Origin of the sequence: Alkalitalea saponilacus, assembly GCF_900168165.1 — a bacterium.
GTDB classification, from domain to species: domain Bacteria; phylum Bacteroidota; class Bacteroidia; order Bacteroidales; family Marinilabiliaceae; genus Natronoflexus; species Natronoflexus saponilacus.
In genome coordinates this window covers 397,250-414,192 of record NZ_FUYV01000001.1, presented here as the reverse complement: position 1 = coordinate 414,192, position 16,943 = coordinate 397,250, and the positions used below count along the sequence as shown (strand labels likewise).

The window sequence follows — 16,943 nt, the reverse complement described above, 5'->3', positions numbered from 1 at the left end:
CGGGGTGTTTTTATAAAATCATATGTCAAATATTCTATTTAGTCTTTATAAGAAAACGCCAAATACTGCGTTATTCTCGTTTTTGAAACAGTCATTTACGAAAATTCTTAGAGGTACTATTTATTAAAAAAGCTTTGCGGTGGTCCTAAGTAAGTCTCGCCCATTTCACCCGTTTGCACAACTATTTTTTGGATAACTACATTTGGGTTCTTCATCCAGATTTTAAGAGTATGCTTACCTGGTTTATCAATTGTGTGGGTTGTTCTAAGTACATTGATATTATTTGAAACCCAACTGGCCCAAACTCCATATTCTGGAGCACCGTAACTGTAATCTCCCCAGTTTAATATTTCGGTATGAATATTCTCAATCTGTGGATCTTCGTCGTTAAAAGAGATGCCATATTTCAAACCTGTTCGTTCATGTTTAAAATTTTTGGTAGGAGCCAAGTATACATGAACGGTTACTTCGCCTTCCGAGAAAAGGTGCATATCATATTCCAACCTTGGAGCATCCTGATCTCCGGGGGTCTGAACATCAGCCAAAACAGGGAAAGACACCATAGAAGCATAGGTTCTTCCTAAATCAGGAACATACTTCCACCATGCATCTTCTGAATCAATCTTTCGGGTGAAATTCGGAGCTTCAATGGAAACATAACCATTGGCCTCAACAAATCCCTGAACTTCCTCACGAACAGGATATGAAGGATTAAATACCTCAGCATAAACAATAATATTCCTATTGTCGGGGCCGCTTATTCGTATAGGCTGACGATGAGTGCCTTCAGGAACCTGTGTCCAGTCCACACTGACCAATAAGCGCTCTTGTTTTTCTACAGTCCCAGTAGGATTGTCAATCAACAACCAGGGCACGTCTGTATCTGCTGAATACTCAAATGAAAATCTTCCGCGGTTAAATACATCTATATAGAATGACTGTTGATTAAATTTATCAAACTTAGGTAAGACGGCGTCCTGTCTGTTGCGACCAGCTTGTGGCCATGCATATCCTGAACCTTCAATTGCTACCCCCATATCGGCTGGATCATGAGGTGTGGCAACAGTTACATTCGGCATAACGTCCCATGGAGGTTGATTCCAGTATGTATAACCAATGCGCGTCTGAGACATCATATGCATCCATTTACCATCAGCTATGCTGTGGTACTTATCATTAAGCTTGGCATCCATATCAAAATGGTATCGTACCTTATCAGCCATTTCCGTTGTATTTGAGCGCAATTGTCTGGCATACAAACGATTTTTTGCCACGGAAACATACATTTCATTTAAATTGGCTGATGCTTTTACAGGATAAAGAACCAATTGAAAAAATGCATCCCGGTACTCTTCTGAAATTTTTTCGTTAATGCGTTCAGCTTCCTTCAACAAATTATTATAATCCTCAACCACTCTTTGACCTTCACGGAAATGAATGATACTATATGTATCTTCATTTAATAATTCAGGTTTCCTTCTGGAGTTTATTCTTGTGTATTCATTTAGCAGGTGTGCAATTTCCTCTGCAAACTCTTTCCCAAACTGTTGTTGAGCCCACCATTTTGGATATTGTCCCATCACATCAGCTGGGATAGCGTCAGGATTCCAGGCAAAATCCAGGAAAAATGAAATAGGAAACTCCATCGGCTTAAGGTCTCCAACATTTACCAACCACATTTTATCAATGTTGTGGCGATATGTAACGTTCATCTGTTCCCATATTCTTGAAATTTGGATGGTGTTAATCCACTTGTAACTTCTTGGCCCGCCTACATAGTCAAAATGGTAATACATACCCCATCCTCCGGAGCGCTTTGCAGCATCATCAGGATCTGGAAGATAACGAATGTTACCCCAATTGTCATTTGTGAGGAGGATTAACACGTCATCAGGTACTTCCATGCCTCTGTTGTAATAATCCATTACCTCTTTATAGAGAGCCCATACCTGAATTACATCATCCGGATTTTTTGCGTAGTTTTGAATAATCTCTCTCTGATCATTTACAACCCTTTCTATAAGCTCAATGTTCGCCTCTTCACTCAAAGGTTCATCTCCATCTCCTCTCATAGCAAGAGTAACAGTACTCTCATAGTCTTTCATTCTTTCAATTCCTTCTATCCAGAATTCCCTCAGCCCTTCTTCATTGGTCTGGTAATCCCAATCACCTTCTCCATAACGAGCCCATTCAATATGAGCTCTCATCATTGGTTCATGGTGGGTATAACCAATCACTACGCCGTACATATCAGCCAAAGGGGCATTATGAGGACAATCATCATGAAAAGCTTTCCCCCACATTGCCGGCCATAAGTAATTTCCTCTGAGTCTTAAAATCAACTCAAAAACTTTTTCATAAAATTGATGATTAAACCCTCCAAAAGAGTGTCTGACCCAATTTCCCAATGCAGGTTCATCGTTATTAAGAAATATTCCTCTGTATTGTACCTTTGGTTCTCCAAGTGTGAATCGTTCAGGCGACACATAAAGATTTGGCTGATGAGAAACAGGAACATCAGCCCACCAGTACCATGGAGAAACTCCTATTTGTCTTGAAATTTCATAAATACCGAAAATGGTTCCCCGTTTGTCGCTACCGGCAATAACTAAGGCCTGATCTACACCTTTAACGGGATTATCAACAACCTGAATAATAAATTTCTCCCACTTTCCGTCTAACTCCTCTGCATTTATTTTACCATCTTCTGCAAGTTTGTCAATAACCTGATTATTGCCAAGCGTACCGGCAATCACAACCCTTTTAGATTTTGGAACTGAGTTGATTGAAAGTTTTGGCTTGTTCTTAGTAACAAGCTCAAAATCACTCTGCAGATCCTTTAAAGCACGTATGACTCCCTGATAATCATCAGAATGAGTATATAAAGGCACAGGTTTTCCACTTACGGCTAATGGGAAATAGCCGTCCACAGCAGAAAAACTTATAATACTGGACGAATGCGAACCGACATCTGCATCGGACGCTAATAATTGATTGTTGTTACTCACCAATTCTCCAGCTACTGCTAATAAGAACAGAGAAAGTAAACTTCTGATAACTAAACACTTTTTTTTCATGTTTCTTTTCTTTTGTTTATAATATGTCGATAAATCGATTTCTCATATGGCTTTAGTCAGCAATCAGGATAGAGTTAAACATTACACCCACAGTCCTCAAATTCAACACCTTCATGACACACAGAAACAGTTAAAACAACCCCTGTAAGGTAAAAAATGAGTAGGACGATTTGATAAAAATCAGGATTTTTCTTTTGAGATGCTTCCTCTGAAAAATCCTAATTACAAAATAAGTTAAAAACACCGTGCAGAATGTGGATAAAATCATTATAAAGGAGGATATTAATGTAATAACTAAGATAAAAAAAAGAACTCAATACATAAATTCACAAAATGCAAGGAGTGTCTATTGAATCAAACCTCTGTCAACATGATTCAGAAGTTTTAAAAAACCTGTAATATTATCTTTTATTCAATTATCAATTCAGTATATTTGATAGATCAAAAATTCAAAAGAGACGACCTTTTTCTCTTAAGAGAGAAAAAGAGATGGATACAGACAAGCATCTGCCACTGTTCCGGAGTTTCATATTTAATCATGCTTAAAACAGAAAAAAATGCAATACCGTCAACTAGGAAAAACAGGATTTAACATCTCAGAAATATCTCTTGGCACATGGCAAGTGGGAGGAAAATGGGGTTCAGGCTTTAACGATAAATTGGCCGATGAGATCATTAACACCGCCATAGATAACGGGGTAAACTTTATTGACACTGCCGATGTTTACGAAAACGGCCTCAGCGAAACCGCTGTTGGACGAGTAGTGCGCAGCCGATCGGAACGGATTTATGTGGCCTCAAAATGTGGGCGACAAATCAATCCGCATGTTAGCGAAGGCTACCAACCGGATGTGCTTCAAAAATACGTTGAGGAGACTTTAAAACGCACTGGATTAGAACAACTGGATTTAATTCAGTTGCATTGTCCCCCTACCGAAGTTTATTACCGGCCTGAAATATTTGAACGCTTTGAGAGGCTTAAAGAGCAAGGAAAAATTGCCAATTTGGGAGTCAGCGTAGAAAAAGTAGAGGAAGCTTTAAAAGCCATTGAATATCCAAACGTAACCACAGTTCAAATCATCTTTAATCTTTTTAGGCAAAGGCCTTCAGAACTGTTCTTTAACGAAGCAAAGAAACGGAACGTTGGGATCATTGTACGCGTCCCTCTCGCCAGTGGCTTGTTAACTGGAAAGTTTAAAGCCGACACGCTATTCACATCAGACGATCATCGGAATTTTAATCGCAATGGTGAGGCTTTTGATAAAGGCGAAACTTTTTCCGGAATTGATTATAATCTGGGATTAAAGACTGTTGAAGAGCTCAAAGAGATATTCCCCGGTGTTGAAAATCTTGCACCAGCAGCCTTAAAGTGGATATTACAATTCAAAGAAGTGAGCTGCATCATTCCAGGCGCATCAAAAAAAGAGCATGTAATTTCTAATCTTTCAGTATACGACTTTCCAGATCTTACACCTGAGCAGGTATCTCAAATGAATGAGATTTACAAAAATCATATAAAGAAAGAAGTTCATCACTTATGGTAAACGCATTTCGATTATGGAGCAACTCACACTGACCACACCGGCATTGCTTTTTTCAGCAATATCTTTGATATTACTGGCCTACACCAATCGCTTTCTGGCCTATGCCTCGGTGGTTAGGGCTTTGCACGATAAGTTCATACAATCTCCCAACGACATATTGTATGGGCAGATACAAAACATGAGGAAACGGTTAATATTAACCCGCTCCATGCAAATCATGGGCATAGCCAGCTTGTTGCTTTGTGTGCTGTGTATGTTTTTGATTTATATTGGATGGCAAACAGCAGCCGAAATCATTTTTGGCGTTGCGTTGGTTTTACTGATTCTTTCACTCGGTACATCTATAAAAGAAATCCAGATCTCGGTAAAAGCTCTGGATTTACATCTTAGTGATATGGAAAAAAAGGAGTGCTAAAGCACTCCTTTTGTACTTGGCAGCTGATCACTGAAAATATCCTTACGAATAGCATTTTTAATGGCTTTCGCGAAAGCCTTAAAAATTCCTTCTATTTTATGGTGTTCATTCCCACCTTCAGCTTTAATATTCAAGTTACTAAGTGATGTATCGCTAAAACTTTTAAAGAAGTGGTGAAACATCTCGGTGGGCATATCTCCTACCTTTTCGCGCTTAAAATCTGCATCCCATACCAACCATGGACGGCCGCCAAAATCAATGGCAACCTGCGCCAAAACATCATCCATGGGCAAACAAAAGCCGTAACGCTCAATCCCTCTTTTATCGCCCAAAGCCTTTTTGAAAGCCTCACCCAAAGCCAATCCGGTATCTTCAATGGTATGATGCTCGTCCACGTGCAAATCACCATCTACTTTAATGGTAAGATCGCAACCGGAATGGCGACCAATCTGCTCCAGCATGTGATCGAAGAAATGAAGGCCGGTTGAAATATCACATTTTCCTGTTCCATCCAAATCAAGTTCGATGTGAATTTTGGTTTCTGCAGTAGCTCTGTCAACCACGGCAGTTCGCTCCGACGAAAATAAAAAAGCTGCAATTCCATCCCAATCAGCAGATACAAAAACAGCATACGCAACAAGATCTTGCTCTTCAAGCATGGCTACACCTTTAATCTGATCCTGCACAAAAATGGCTTTACAGCCAAGGTTTTTTGCTAATTGTACATCAGTCAGCCTGTCGCCGATAACATAAGATCCGGCAAGATCATATTCATCGGAGTAGTATTCAGTAAGCATCCCTACTCCAGGCTTGCGATTCGGGGAGTTGTCCTCCGGCATTGATGGATCAATATGCACTTTCGAAAACTCAATTCCCTCACCTTGCAGAGTAGCCATCATTTTATTTTGAGCAGGCCAGAAAGTCTCCTCCGGAAAGGATGTTGTTCCCAATCCATCCTGGTTGGTTACCATCACCAATTCAAAATCGAGTTTTGATGCGATAAGATGCAAATTCCTGATTACCTTCGGAAAAAACTCCAGCTTCTCCAGGCTATCCACCTGATAATCAATCGGTGGCTCTTTTATGATTGTTCCGTCGCGATCGATAAAGAGAACTTTCTTCTTCATTTTATAGTAAAGTGTTAATCTATTTTATTCTTTAACCAAACATCCAGATACTCTATCCAGTATTCAACTCCTGAGTTTTCGCGAAATCCGTATCCATGTCCTCCAAAAGGAAGAATCAACTGAGTTACATCCACTCCTTTTTCAGACAAGGCGTCTGCGTAGCGAAGTGAATTTTCCAACGGCACAGCTCTGTCGTCCATAGAATGGACTAATAAAGTGACTGGGACCTCCGAAGAAGCTTGCTTTTCAAGAGAAAACAACTCCACAAACACACTCATCGGATTTTCACCCAACAAGTTGATTTTACTTCCGCGATGGGTGATTTCATCATCCATCGAAATAACCGGATATACCAAAATCGAAAAATCAGGTCGGACATCTTCCGTCTTTAAGTTTTTATTAACCGGAACATCGAACATCACTGATGCCGAACCGGCCAAATGGCCGCCGGCAGAAAAACCGATGACCCCAATTTTAGCTGCATCAACACCATATTTATCTGCATTACTACGAACATGATGAATGGCCTGCTGCAAATCGATTAATGGAGCAAAAGCCGGATTTTCAACAATTTCCTCGTCCGGTAATCGGTACTTCAGCACAAAAGCTTCGTAACCGCGTGATGCAAACCACTTAGCCACCATAACGCCTTCATGATTTGTCGCCTGACGAGCGTATCCTCCACCCGGAACTATAATAATGGCCGGCTTCTGTTTTACAGCCATTTCACATGCAGCAAAGCGGAATATACCAGGTACAGAAACGCGTGAAACCCGATAATTTTCGTTTATTTCCTCTACAGCAATACCATCCCTGTTAAATGGTATGATTTCATCCCACAACGGAATCATCTGCTGACTGATTAATAATTGGGAAATCATTATCAGATAAAGTATTATCAGCACCCTATAGAGTCTCATAGCACCTAATATTTACATTTACACAAACAGGTGTAAAGCATTCATCAAAATCCTGTTTTCCTCGGGAGATCCTACTGTTATTCTCAAGCACCCTTCACAAAGAGTGACAGTTGAACGGTCGCGAATAATGATCTTCTTGTCCACCAGAAAATTATAAATCCTCTTGGGTTCGGTGGTTCTGACCAACAAAAAATTAGCATCCGAAGGGTAAATGTGCTGAACAAACGGTAGCTTTTTCAGCTCAGAAGCCAATTTCATGCGCTCATCCAGCAAAAGTTTTATCCACTGCTCTGTTTTCTCTTTGTTTTGAGATATCAGCTCCATGGCCTTTTTCTGGGTGAGGATATTCAGGTTGTATGGATACTTAATGCGACTTAAAATCTTGATGATGTCAGGTTGAGCAAATGCCATTCCCAAACGAATACCAGCCATACCCCATGCTTTGGAGAATGTTTGCATGACAACCAGATTGGGAAAATTATTCAATTTTCCCAGCATTGAACGTCCCGGAGCAAAATCAATGTAGGCCTCATCCAGAACCACGATACCGTCGAATTTTCTCAAGAGCGTTTCTACATCAGCTTCTCTGAAACAATTACCGGTGGGATTATTGGGTGAACATATCCACAACATCTTGGTATTGGCATCAACCGCATCAAGTAAGGCAGCCACATCCAGTTCAAAGCCGGATGTTAATTTCACTTTTTTGACCTTAACATCATTGGTTTCGGCAGCTACCTGATACATCCCGTATGTTGGGTCAATGGATACCACGTTATCAACACCTGGTTCGCAAAAGGCTCTATACACCAAATCAATGGCTTCATCCGAGCCGTTACCCAAAAATATCTGAGTTGCATCAACCTCCTTTAATTCAGCGATAATAGCTTTCAACTTTCGCTGATAAGGGTCGGGATAACGATTGTAAGGTTCATTGAAAGGATTTTCGTTGGCATCAAGAAAAACGCCTTCCTCACCCGTGTATTCATCGCGTGCTGATGAATAGGGTTTGAGGTTTTGTATATTGGTTCTTAATAGTTGAGTGAGTGCCCTCATGTTTTAATTATAAGATTCTTAGTAATTTTGAATAGGCGCAGAGACGTAAAGGTGCATAAAAAAGTCTGGCAATCATGCGCACAGAAACCATTCAGTTTCTCCAAGTATTCCCGCTTAATCTCCAATTTCGTTTAATCTGATGGTGACAGCATTTTTGTGTGCATCCAACATTTCTGCTGCAGCCATTTCCTGGATTACAGGCCCCAGTTGTTTTAACCCTTCCGGGGTAATATGCTGAAATGTAACCTTACGAATGTAGCTGTCGATGTTTACTCCGGAATAGGTTCTGGCATGGCCGTAAGTTGGCAAGGTATGGTTTGTTCCTGAGGCGTAATCACCTGCACTTTCGGGAGTATAATGTCCGATAAAAACAGAACCGGCATTAATAATCCTGTCTGCCACCTCTTCCGCATCATTAACCGCCAAAATAAGATGTTCAGGCGCGTAGAGGTCACTCATTTTTATCATCTCATCAATGGATGTCAGCAAAAAAGCTCTGCTGTCGTTCAGTGCACCTCTTGCTCCATCTTCTCGTGGAAGTGATTTCACCTGCTTTTCAACTTCGGCCATTACAGCATCCAGAAGTTCGGGAACTGTGGTGAGCAGAATGACCTGGCTTCCTGCGCCATGCTCTGCCTGCGACAACAGATCTGCTGCTACAAATGCTGGGTTAGCCGATTCATCGGCCATGATCAACACTTCTGATGGTCCCGCCGGCATGTCAATGGCCATATTTTTAAGACTTACCAACTGCTTAGCTGCGGTGACATACTTGTTTCCGGGACCAAATATCTTATAAACTTTAGGAACAGATTCTGTACCGAAAGTCATTGCTCCAATGGCCTGAATTCCACCTATCTTGTAAATCTTATCAATTCCTGCCACACTGGCTGCATAAAGAATGGCAGGATGAATTTTTCCATCTTTTCCGGGAGGCGTACAGAGTATAATCTCCCGACAACCAGCAATTTTGGCAGGCACACCCAACATGAGCACCGTGGAAAATAATGGAGCTGTACCACCCGGAACATACAATCCCACCTTCTCAATGGGGACGTTCTTTTGCCAACAGGTTACTCCCGGTTGGGTTTCAACTTTCTCCATTAATTGCCATTGGGTAGCATGAAACGTTTTAATATTTTGTGCTGCGGTTTCAATGGCGCTTTTTAATTCTTTAGTTATTTTTGATGAAGCAGCGGCAATCTCCTCCTCGCCCACTTGTAATTCAGCTCCTTCATAGCCATCAAACATCCGGCTGTATTTTAAAACTGCCTGATCTCCGGCAACCTCTATTTCATCCAGCACAGATTGCACCTGCTCATATAATCCGGATACATCTAACTGAGGCCGCTGTAGCAACTCGTCCCACTGGTTACGTGGCGGATTTACATACGTCTGCATAATAACCAACTTTAATAGTGTTACAGAATCATCTTCTCGATCGGAATAATCAATATTCCCTGTGCTCCGTTCTCTTTTAACTGATCAATCACTTCCCAGAACTTATCTTCGTTAATTACCGAATGAATTGAACTCCAACCCTCTTCGGCAAGCGGAAGAACCGTAGGACTCTTCATGCCCGGTAAAATATCAACGATATTTTTAACCTTTTCGTTTGGGGCATTCAAAAGCACATATTTGTTTGAGTTTGCTGCCTGTACGGCATCAAAGCGGAAAAGCATCTGTTCCAGAAGTACACGTTTATCTTCTGCAAGGTTTTTGTTAGCCACCAGAAGAGCTTCTGATTTCATAACCACTGCCACCTCCTTCAAACTATTGGCAACCAATGTACTGCCGGAACTAACAATATCAAAAATAGCATCTGCCAAACCAATTCCCGGAGCAATTTCAACAGAACCCGCTATCTCATGTATGTCGGCCTGAATTTTCTTCTCGGCAAAAAATTTCTTTAGTATTTCAGGGTACGAAGTGGCAATTTTCTTTCCATTAAACCAACCTACTCCGGTATAATGTTCGCTTTTAGGTATGGCAAGCGACAAGCGGCATTTACTAAATCCAAGACGCTTTACGATATCTAGTTCGTATCCTTTCTCGGCATATTCATTTTCTCCAACTACTCCCAGATCAGCCACGCCGTCGTAAACAGATTGAGGTATATCATCATCTCTTAAAAAAAGTGCTTCGATGGGAAATCCAGTTGACTGTGCAACCAAACGGCCATTGCCAATATTAAACTTAATACCGGATTCCTTCATGAGACCCATGCTATCGTCATGAAGTCTTCCCTTTTTCTGAAGTGCAATTCTTAAAGTTGTTTCAATATTCGCTTCCATAACTATATTGTTAGAATTTATATTATACAAAACGCAAAAAGGCTTACCACACAGGGTAAGCCTTTTGTTATATTATGCACACAACAAGCCCACCCCTTATGATAGGAGATGATGATGAGCTTTGCTGTGATGAATAAAAATCATATGGTAAAAGATTATTTACATGACAAAACTATGATATTTTTCTGGTTGATTCAAAATTTTCACAAAAAAAAAGAGCTTTGTCATAAATTTGCTGTTCAGAAACCTCTTTAGCCCATTGAATTTACTCGGGTCTTTGCTCCCTAAACTCATTAAGTAATCAACATGCAAATTACTGTTTTATTTTGTATATTCGTATACAGTTCCAGACCATTGAGAATTCGAATTCATTCCTGATATTAAAAGGTCATATTCGATGAAGCAACTTCACAAATTCCCCTATCACTTTAGAAACAACTAAATCATCAAAAAGATTATGGCAAACAACAAAATAAAAACAATCGTGCTTCTAGTACTTATCTTAGGATTGATTACCAGGAGCCCGGCACAAGTTAAAATCATCTTTGACACCGATATCGGCGGTGATGCCGACGATCTTGGTGCCCTCGCAATGCTTCACGGATTTGTAAAAAATGGAGAGTGCGAACTGCTGGCAGTTATGATCTGGAACACGGAAAAATACGCCGTACCAATGGTTGACGCCGTAAACAGATTTTACGGAAATTCGAGCATTCCTATAGGGGTAAGGTCGGGAGGAACGCATACTGTAGATTTTAACCATGGTAAAATCATTGCAGAAAACCTGCCACATAAACTTAAATATGAAGATGTGCCGGAAACAACCGACTTATACAGGAAAGTTCTTTCAAAACAACAAGATTCAAGCATCGTTTTAGTTTGTGTTGGACCTTTAAAAAACATCAAGAGAGTGCTTGAAACAACTTCTTGTGAACATTCAGAACTAAATGGGAAAGAACTTCTCCATAAAAAAGTAAAAAAGATGGTCATCATGGGAGGTGAATATCCTGAAGGTGAATGGGAATGGAATTTTTGTGGAGGGATGCCAGGAGTAACAAAGTTTGTATTAGAAAACCTGGAAATGCCTGTTGTTTTTTCCGGGTACGAACTTGGTTTGCAGATTCAAACCGGATATGCCTTCAACAATATTGACCAAAACCACCCTCTCTATTTGGGATTTAAACATTTTAGCAAGCATGCCCCCTGGATGAAAGAGAACTTTCAGGGTAGAATTCTCAATAACGCAACCTATGATCAAACAGCAGTGCTTTATGCAGTGCGTGGCGGCGTTGGCTTATGGTGGGATAAAATTACGGGAGGACATAACAAAGCTGATGAAAATGGTGGCAACAGGTGGATTAAGGGAACAGTAACAAATCATTCATACCTCCGTCTACTTGAGGATTCTTCGAAATTGGGATCTTTAATTGAGGATTTGATGTTATTTGATATTTGCAATAATCAATCAGGGATTCATCAAGAGCAGCAAATAAGTAAAATAGATTAAATGTTGCTCTATAAGACGATATTATTTTATCAAAAAAATGTACTAATATATCATTCTACCAGAGATCAAGTAAAAAAAACAGCAGAAACAAAATTTTATTATTACATTAACTCGATAAAAAACATCTGGTTATGAAAATTAATATCATTTTAAGAAACTGCGCCATTACAATAATGGCTTTTTCTGCTATTCAATCTTGTAAAGTTCCCTCTAGGGATGGTGAACTATTCGAACCAAATCCAATTGTTCTGGAACGAATGGAAGTTAAAACACTTGAAACAGGATCAAAAATGCCTCCGTTCGAGCTTCCTGACATGTATGGTCAAATGGTATCTCACGAACAATTTTCCGATGCTGAAGTACTGGTTGTTGCATTCATCTCAAACCATTGTCCTACCTCCCAAGCCTACGAGGATAGAATCATTCGTTTTGTTGAAGATTACGAGGACAAAGGCGTTACTCTGGTAGCCATTAATCCAAACAGTCCATTTGGATTGCTTCCAGAAGAGTGCAGCTACTCCGATCTGGACGACACTTTTGAAACCATGTCCATCAGAGCCGAACACAAAGGTTACAATTTCACCTATCTTTATGATGGTGATAATCACGCAGTCTCTCTCTTGTTTGGCCCTGTTTCAACCCCTCATTTTTTTGTCTTCGACAGCGAGAGAATACTTCGCTATAATGGCCGCATGGATGAAATAGAGCGTCCCGGAACAGCCAACGGTGAAGACTTAAGAAAAGCCGTTGACCAAGTTCTGGCCGGAGAAGAGGTATCCAATCCCAGAACTTCCGCTTTTGGGTGTTCTGTAAAATGGTCGTGGCTTGATGAGTGGGTGAGTCGAATAAACCGTGAATGGAGAGAACAAGAAATCACCATTGATTTCATTGACAAAAATGGGGTTGAAGAGATCATGGCAAACGACACAGAAAATCTGAGACTGGTGAATGTTTGGGCCAGCTGGTGTGGGCCATGCGTTCAGGAGCTACCTGATTTATTAGAAATTAACCGATACTACAGAAACCGTCGTTTTGAAATGGTCATGATTTCAGCGGACAGTCCCGATAAAAAAGATGATGCATTGCGTATTCTCAGAAACAATCATATGGCTGTCAGCAATTTCATTTTCAACGACACAAAGAGAGACGATCTGATTTATGCCATCGACCCAGACTGGCGAGGAGCCATTCCATATACACTCTTGATTGAACCGGGAGGGAACATCATCTACAAACATCAGGGGGTGATAAACGACCTTGAACTCAAAAGAATCATTGTTGAACATCCGCTTCTTGGAAGATACTATTAACAAAATAGGGTTCCATCATGGTTATCCCATGATGGAATCCTATTTTTCTAAGCAAAAAGACTAATCCATGAATTTAAAAACACTTATTTTCATCTTTTCGTTGGCTATGCTGTCATGCACGCAACCTCATCAAGAAAAAACATCCATCCTGGTTTTCACCAAAACCAACGATTTTAGGCATGATGCCATCCCCGCAGGAAAAGAGGCTTTGAAAAAACTTGGCAAGGACAACAATTGGCATTTAAACTTCACCGAAGATTCACTATTCTTCACTCCCGAAAATTTAAACTACTTTGATGCTGTGGTATTTCTGCTCACTTCGGGAGATATCCTGGACTCCGATCAACAAAATGCCTTGAAGCATTATGTTGAAACGGGAGGCGGATTGGTGACCATCCACACCGGCACGGTCACCGAAAACAATTGGCCGTGGTTTGTAGAAGCTATTGGAGCTATTTTTACCGGGCATCCACCGGTGCAAGAAGGGAAACTCATCATTGAAGACCCAACACATCCGGCCACCTCATTTTTACCCGATTCTATATGGATCCTTGAAGACGAATGGTACAGCTTCGACCGAAACCCCAGAGATGATGTACATGTTTTGATCTCCATAGACGAGAATTCATACGACGTGGATGATAATCGCTGGTTCCCGGAAGCCAACCAGCGCATGGGGGACCACCCGTTGGTGTGGTATAGGATTGTTGGCGAGGGACGCGTTTTTCAAACCGCGCTGGGTCATGTGCCTCAAATGTATGCTGACACACTCTTTCTCCAACATTTGAAGGGTGCAATAGAATGGGGAATAAAAAAATCTGACTAGCCAACCAAATAACACACTTTGAACCAAAAACACCTACAATTTATGATTAGAAAAATTACTCTGGCAATAACAACTGCCCTTGGAGCGCTGTTTTTTCTCAGTTGCGAAACATCAAAAGAAAACCTTCCAATGGTTATTGAAATTTCTCAGAATTGGACATTTACGCAAAACGGACAGGACAACTGGATGCCTGCCGCAGTTCCCGGAACTGTTCATACCGATTTAATGAACAACGGAATCATTGAAGACCCCCACTACAGACTAAACGAAAACGATGTACAGTGGATCGAGAATGAGGACTGGATATATCAGACAACGTTCAAGGTCGACTCAGAAATCCTTGACTCGGATGTAATAAAGATGAACTTTAAGGGGCTGGACACTTATGCAGATGTTTTCCTGAATAACAACAAGATATTGTCTGCCAACAACATGTTTGTCGGATACAGTGTTGATGTAAAAGAGCATCTGACTGAAGGAGTAAACACGTTACGTGTTTACTTCCATTCTCCTGTAAGGGTGGGAATGAAGAAGTTACAACAGGTTGACTATTACATCCCATCCATAAATGAACAAGCACCAGATGATAAAAGAACCAGCGTTTTTACCCGAAAAGCGCCATTTCACTATGGCTGGGACTGGGGGCCGCGTCTGGTTACATCGGGAATTTGGCGTCCCATCTATTTAAAAGCATGGAATCAGGCAAAAATTGAAGATGCATACTTTCATACCACTTCGGCAAACAGTGATCTGGCGAAAATCACCGGCCATGTTGAACTAAATGTTCTTAATAAAGGAACCCATCAGGTTCAACTCATAATTAACGGGCAGAAATCCGGAGTTGATATACAGACAGAGCTGGAAGAAGGGAAACATCAAATCCCTTTCAATTTTGAAATTGAAAACCCCAACCTTTGGTGGACAAACGGATTGGGAGAACCTTACTTGTATAAATTTGAATTAAGATTGGTTCAGGACAATTTGATTATTGACAAGTATGACTTGAACTATGGAGTGCGAACTCTTCGATTGGTTCAGGAGCCTGATGAATTGGGACGTTCTTTCTATTTTGAATTAAACGGAGTTCCGGTTTTCATGAAGGGAGCCAACGTCATTCCATCGGAAACACTCACTCCTTCGGTAACCCCTGAGGTATATGAACGATTATTGAAAAACACCGTTGATGCCAATATGAATATGCTTCGTGTATGGGGAGGAGCCATATATGAAGAAGATCTGTTTTATGAACTATGCGACCAAAACGGAATTCTGATCTGGCAAGACTTTATGTTTGCATGCAATCTCCAACCCGGAGATGAGGCTCATCTTGAGAACATCCGCAAAGAGGCCGTGTACAATGTTAAACGGTTAAGAAATCACGCTTGTATTGCTCTATGGTGTGGCAACAATGAGAATCTTCACGGATGGCACGAGTGGGGTTGGAAAGAGATGTATGAACCGGATGTAAGAGACTTTATGTGGAGAACTTACGAACGCATTTGGCACGAAATTTTACCGGAGGTTGTTGCAAAATATGATCCCAAGAACTCTTATTGGAGTTCTTCTCCAATGGCTTATGGAAATCAGAAGGCCGACAGAAAATCGGGCGATGAGCATGACTGGACCATTTGGTTTGGACAGGAACCATTCACCAGTTATGGAAAGAATGTACCTAGATTTGTGAGCGAATATGGAATGCAGGCTTTCCCGGGCATGCATACCATCAGTGATTTTTCGGTGGAGGAAGATTGGGATATTCACTCAGAAGTAATGCGACACCGCCAAAGAGGAACCATGGAGTACATAGAACCGGGATTCGATGGCAACGACATGATTAAAAGATACATGGAACGCTATTATAACGTGCCGGACAACTTCGAAGATTTTGTATATGTGAGTCAAATAATGCACGCCAAATGCTATCGCACTGCTTTGGAAGCTCATCGTCGCAATATGCCCCATTGTATGGGATCGCTCTATTGGCAAATTAACGACAGCTGGCCTACCATTTCATGGGCAACAGTTGATTACTACGGACGCTGGAAAGCAGCTCACTATGCCGTAAGGAAAGCCAATGAAGAGATAATTATTTCGGCAGAGGTGGATGGCAATGCAGGACGTATTTATGTGGTTAGTGACCGACTTACACCTGTTGAAAATGCTCGATTGCATATAAAAATAATGGATTTCTTTGGGCGGGAGATTTTTTCAACTTCGCAAAATCTAACAGTAAAAGCCAATACAACTATGATGGTTATGGAGAATGACATCAGAGAGTTACAACAGCATGCCAACTTAGCCTCTACAGTTGTCAGCATGAAGTTAACCGATGGCTCCACCACCTTGGCAGATAACATTTTCTATTTCCACAAACCCAAAGACCTGCTTTTACCGGAAGCCAACATCACTTGGAGTTCGGAAAAAACTACTGACGGTTACACCATTACAGTAACCACAGATAATTTGGCGAAAAATCTGTTTTTTGACACTCCTTATGGAGATGTCTTCTTTACCGATAACTTTTTTGATTTGCTGCCGGGTGAAAGCAAAACCATTGAATTAATTACAAAATATGATATAAATCTGAATGAAAAACTAAAAATCAAACACTTAAACGGACTTTAGTCCAACTTATGCAAAAAGAGACCTTTTTCAGGTTAATATTTAAGTTGGTTTGATGTATTTTTTATGCTTTACAGCATTATTTTTTTTGTTGACTTTTTAAAAAAGAGGTAATTTATTACCTCTTTTTTAATTTAGACCATCCTCGCAATGCGCTGTTTCTATGGCATATGTACAAATCAAAAATACCACATCACAACAATCCATACTAAATTACCCTGATAAAAAGTTATTTTTAATAACCG

At 40.7% G+C, this 16,943-nt stretch carries 12 protein-coding genes; 6 read left to right on the top strand and 6 right to left on the bottom strand.

Annotated elements, in window-relative coordinates; all coding sequences use genetic code 11:
- Positions 1–116: 116 nt before the first annotated feature.
- Complete coding sequence (locus B5X70_RS01475) at positions 117–3,077, bottom strand: glycosyl hydrolase 115 family protein (RefSeq protein ID WP_079556073.1); 2,961 nt, start codon at positions 3,075–3,077, stop codon at positions 117–119.
- Positions 3,078–3,634: 557 nt separating this feature from the next.
- On the opposite strand from B5X70_RS01475, the gene B5X70_RS01470 reads away from it, so the two are divergent.
- Together B5X70_RS01470 and B5X70_RS01465 are read left to right on the top strand one after the other, a co-directional pair.
- Positions 3,635–4,621, top strand: coding sequence for an aldo/keto reductase (locus tag B5X70_RS01470; protein ID WP_079556072.1), 987 nt, complete (start codon positions 3,635–3,637; stop codon positions 4,619–4,621).
- A 13-nt stretch (positions 4,622–4,634) separates the two neighbouring features.
- The gene (locus B5X70_RS01465; RefSeq protein ID WP_079556071.1) at positions 4,635–5,036 is read left to right on the top strand and encodes a DUF2721 domain-containing protein; all 402 of its coding nucleotides are present in this window, start codon (positions 4,635–4,637) and stop codon (positions 5,034–5,036) included.
- Here B5X70_RS01465 and hisB read toward each other — a convergent pair.
- The 5 genes from hisB to hisG all read right to left on the bottom strand — a co-directional run bounded on the left by hisB (position 5,033) and on the right by hisG (position 10,433).
- Positions 5,033–6,163 (bottom strand): bifunctional histidinol-phosphatase/imidazoleglycerol-phosphate dehydratase HisB, encoded by a 1,131-nt coding sequence (gene hisB, locus B5X70_RS01460; RefSeq protein WP_079556070.1) that lies wholly within the window; start codon positions 6,161–6,163, stop codon positions 5,033–5,035. The genes B5X70_RS01465 and hisB overlap by 4 nt on opposite strands.
- Before the next feature lie 14 nt (positions 6,164–6,177).
- Positions 6,178–7,083, bottom strand: coding sequence for an alpha/beta hydrolase (locus tag B5X70_RS01455; protein WP_079556069.1), 906 nt, complete (start codon positions 7,081–7,083; stop codon positions 6,178–6,180).
- Between the two features lie 18 nt (positions 7,084–7,101).
- Complete coding sequence (hisC, locus tag B5X70_RS01450) at positions 7,102–8,139, bottom strand: histidinol-phosphate transaminase (RefSeq protein WP_079556068.1); 1,038 nt, start codon at positions 8,137–8,139, stop codon at positions 7,102–7,104.
- Between the two features lie 114 nt (positions 8,140–8,253).
- Entirely contained in the window at positions 8,254–9,540 is a 1,287-nt protein-coding gene (hisD, locus tag B5X70_RS01445; protein WP_079556067.1) for a histidinol dehydrogenase, read from the bottom strand.
- Between the two features lie 20 nt (positions 9,541–9,560).
- The gene (hisG, locus tag B5X70_RS18485) at positions 9,561–10,433 is read right to left on the bottom strand and encodes an ATP phosphoribosyltransferase (protein WP_079556066.1); all 873 of its coding nucleotides are present in this window, start codon (positions 10,431–10,433) and stop codon (positions 9,561–9,563) included.
- Positions 10,434–10,890: 457 nt separating this feature from the next.
- On the opposite strand from hisG, the gene B5X70_RS01435 reads away from it, so the two are divergent.
- From B5X70_RS01435 to B5X70_RS01420, 4 genes are all read left to right on the top strand, one after another.
- Positions 10,891–11,940 (top strand): nucleoside hydrolase, encoded by a 1,050-nt coding sequence (locus B5X70_RS01435; RefSeq protein WP_079556065.1) that lies wholly within the window; start codon positions 10,891–10,893, stop codon positions 11,938–11,940.
- Between the two features lie 131 nt (positions 11,941–12,071).
- Entirely contained in the window at positions 12,072–13,250 is a 1,179-nt protein-coding gene (locus tag B5X70_RS01430; RefSeq protein ID WP_079556064.1) for a redoxin family protein, read from the top strand.
- A 67-nt stretch (positions 13,251–13,317) separates the two neighbouring features.
- The gene (locus B5X70_RS01425) at positions 13,318–14,076 is read left to right on the top strand and encodes a ThuA domain-containing protein (RefSeq protein WP_232468405.1); all 759 of its coding nucleotides are present in this window, start codon (positions 13,318–13,320) and stop codon (positions 14,074–14,076) included.
- 42 nt (positions 14,077–14,118) lie between these two features.
- Positions 14,119–16,701 carry a beta-mannosidase gene (locus B5X70_RS01420; RefSeq protein WP_079556063.1) on the top strand — a complete coding sequence of 861 codons (2,583 nt, stop codon included), beginning with the start codon at positions 14,119–14,121 and terminating at the stop codon, positions 16,699–16,701.
- Positions 16,702–16,943: the final 242 nt, after the last annotated feature.

Excerpts from the sequence above, each read along its gene's own strand:
- B5X70_RS01475 (WP_079556073.1), bottom strand. The coding sequence starts at position 3,077 with ATGAAAAAAAAGTGTTTAGTTATCAGAAGTTTACTTTCTCTGTTCTTA.
- B5X70_RS01470 (WP_079556072.1), top strand. The coding sequence starts at position 3,635 with ATGCAATACCGTCAACTAGGAAAAACAGGATTTAACATCTCAGAAATA.
- B5X70_RS01465 (WP_079556071.1), top strand. The coding sequence starts at position 4,635 with ATGGAGCAACTCACACTGACCACACCGGCATTGCTTTTTTCAGCAATA.
- hisB (WP_079556070.1), bottom strand. The coding sequence starts at position 6,163 with ATGAAGAAGAAAGTTCTCTTTATCGATCGCGACGGAACAATCATAAAA.
- B5X70_RS01455 (WP_079556069.1), bottom strand. The coding sequence starts at position 7,083 with ATGAGACTCTATAGGGTGCTGATAATACTTTATCTGATAATGATTTCC.
- hisC (WP_079556068.1), bottom strand. The coding sequence starts at position 8,139 with ATGAGGGCACTCACTCAACTATTAAGAACCAATATACAAAACCTCAAA.
- hisD (WP_079556067.1), bottom strand. The coding sequence starts at position 9,540 with ATGCAGACGTATGTAAATCCGCCACGTAACCAGTGGGACGAGTTGCTA.
- hisG (WP_079556066.1), bottom strand. The coding sequence starts at position 10,433 with ATGGAAGCGAATATTGAAACAACTTTAAGAATTGCACTTCAGAAAAAG.
- B5X70_RS01435 (WP_079556065.1), top strand. The coding sequence starts at position 10,891 with ATGGCAAACAACAAAATAAAAACAATCGTGCTTCTAGTACTTATCTTA.
- B5X70_RS01430 (WP_079556064.1), top strand. The coding sequence starts at position 12,072 with ATGAAAATTAATATCATTTTAAGAAACTGCGCCATTACAATAATGGCT.
- B5X70_RS01425 (WP_232468405.1), top strand. The coding sequence starts at position 13,318 with ATGAATTTAAAAACACTTATTTTCATCTTTTCGTTGGCTATGCTGTCA.
- B5X70_RS01420 (WP_079556063.1), top strand. The coding sequence starts at position 14,119 with ATGATTAGAAAAATTACTCTGGCAATAACAACTGCCCTTGGAGCGCTG.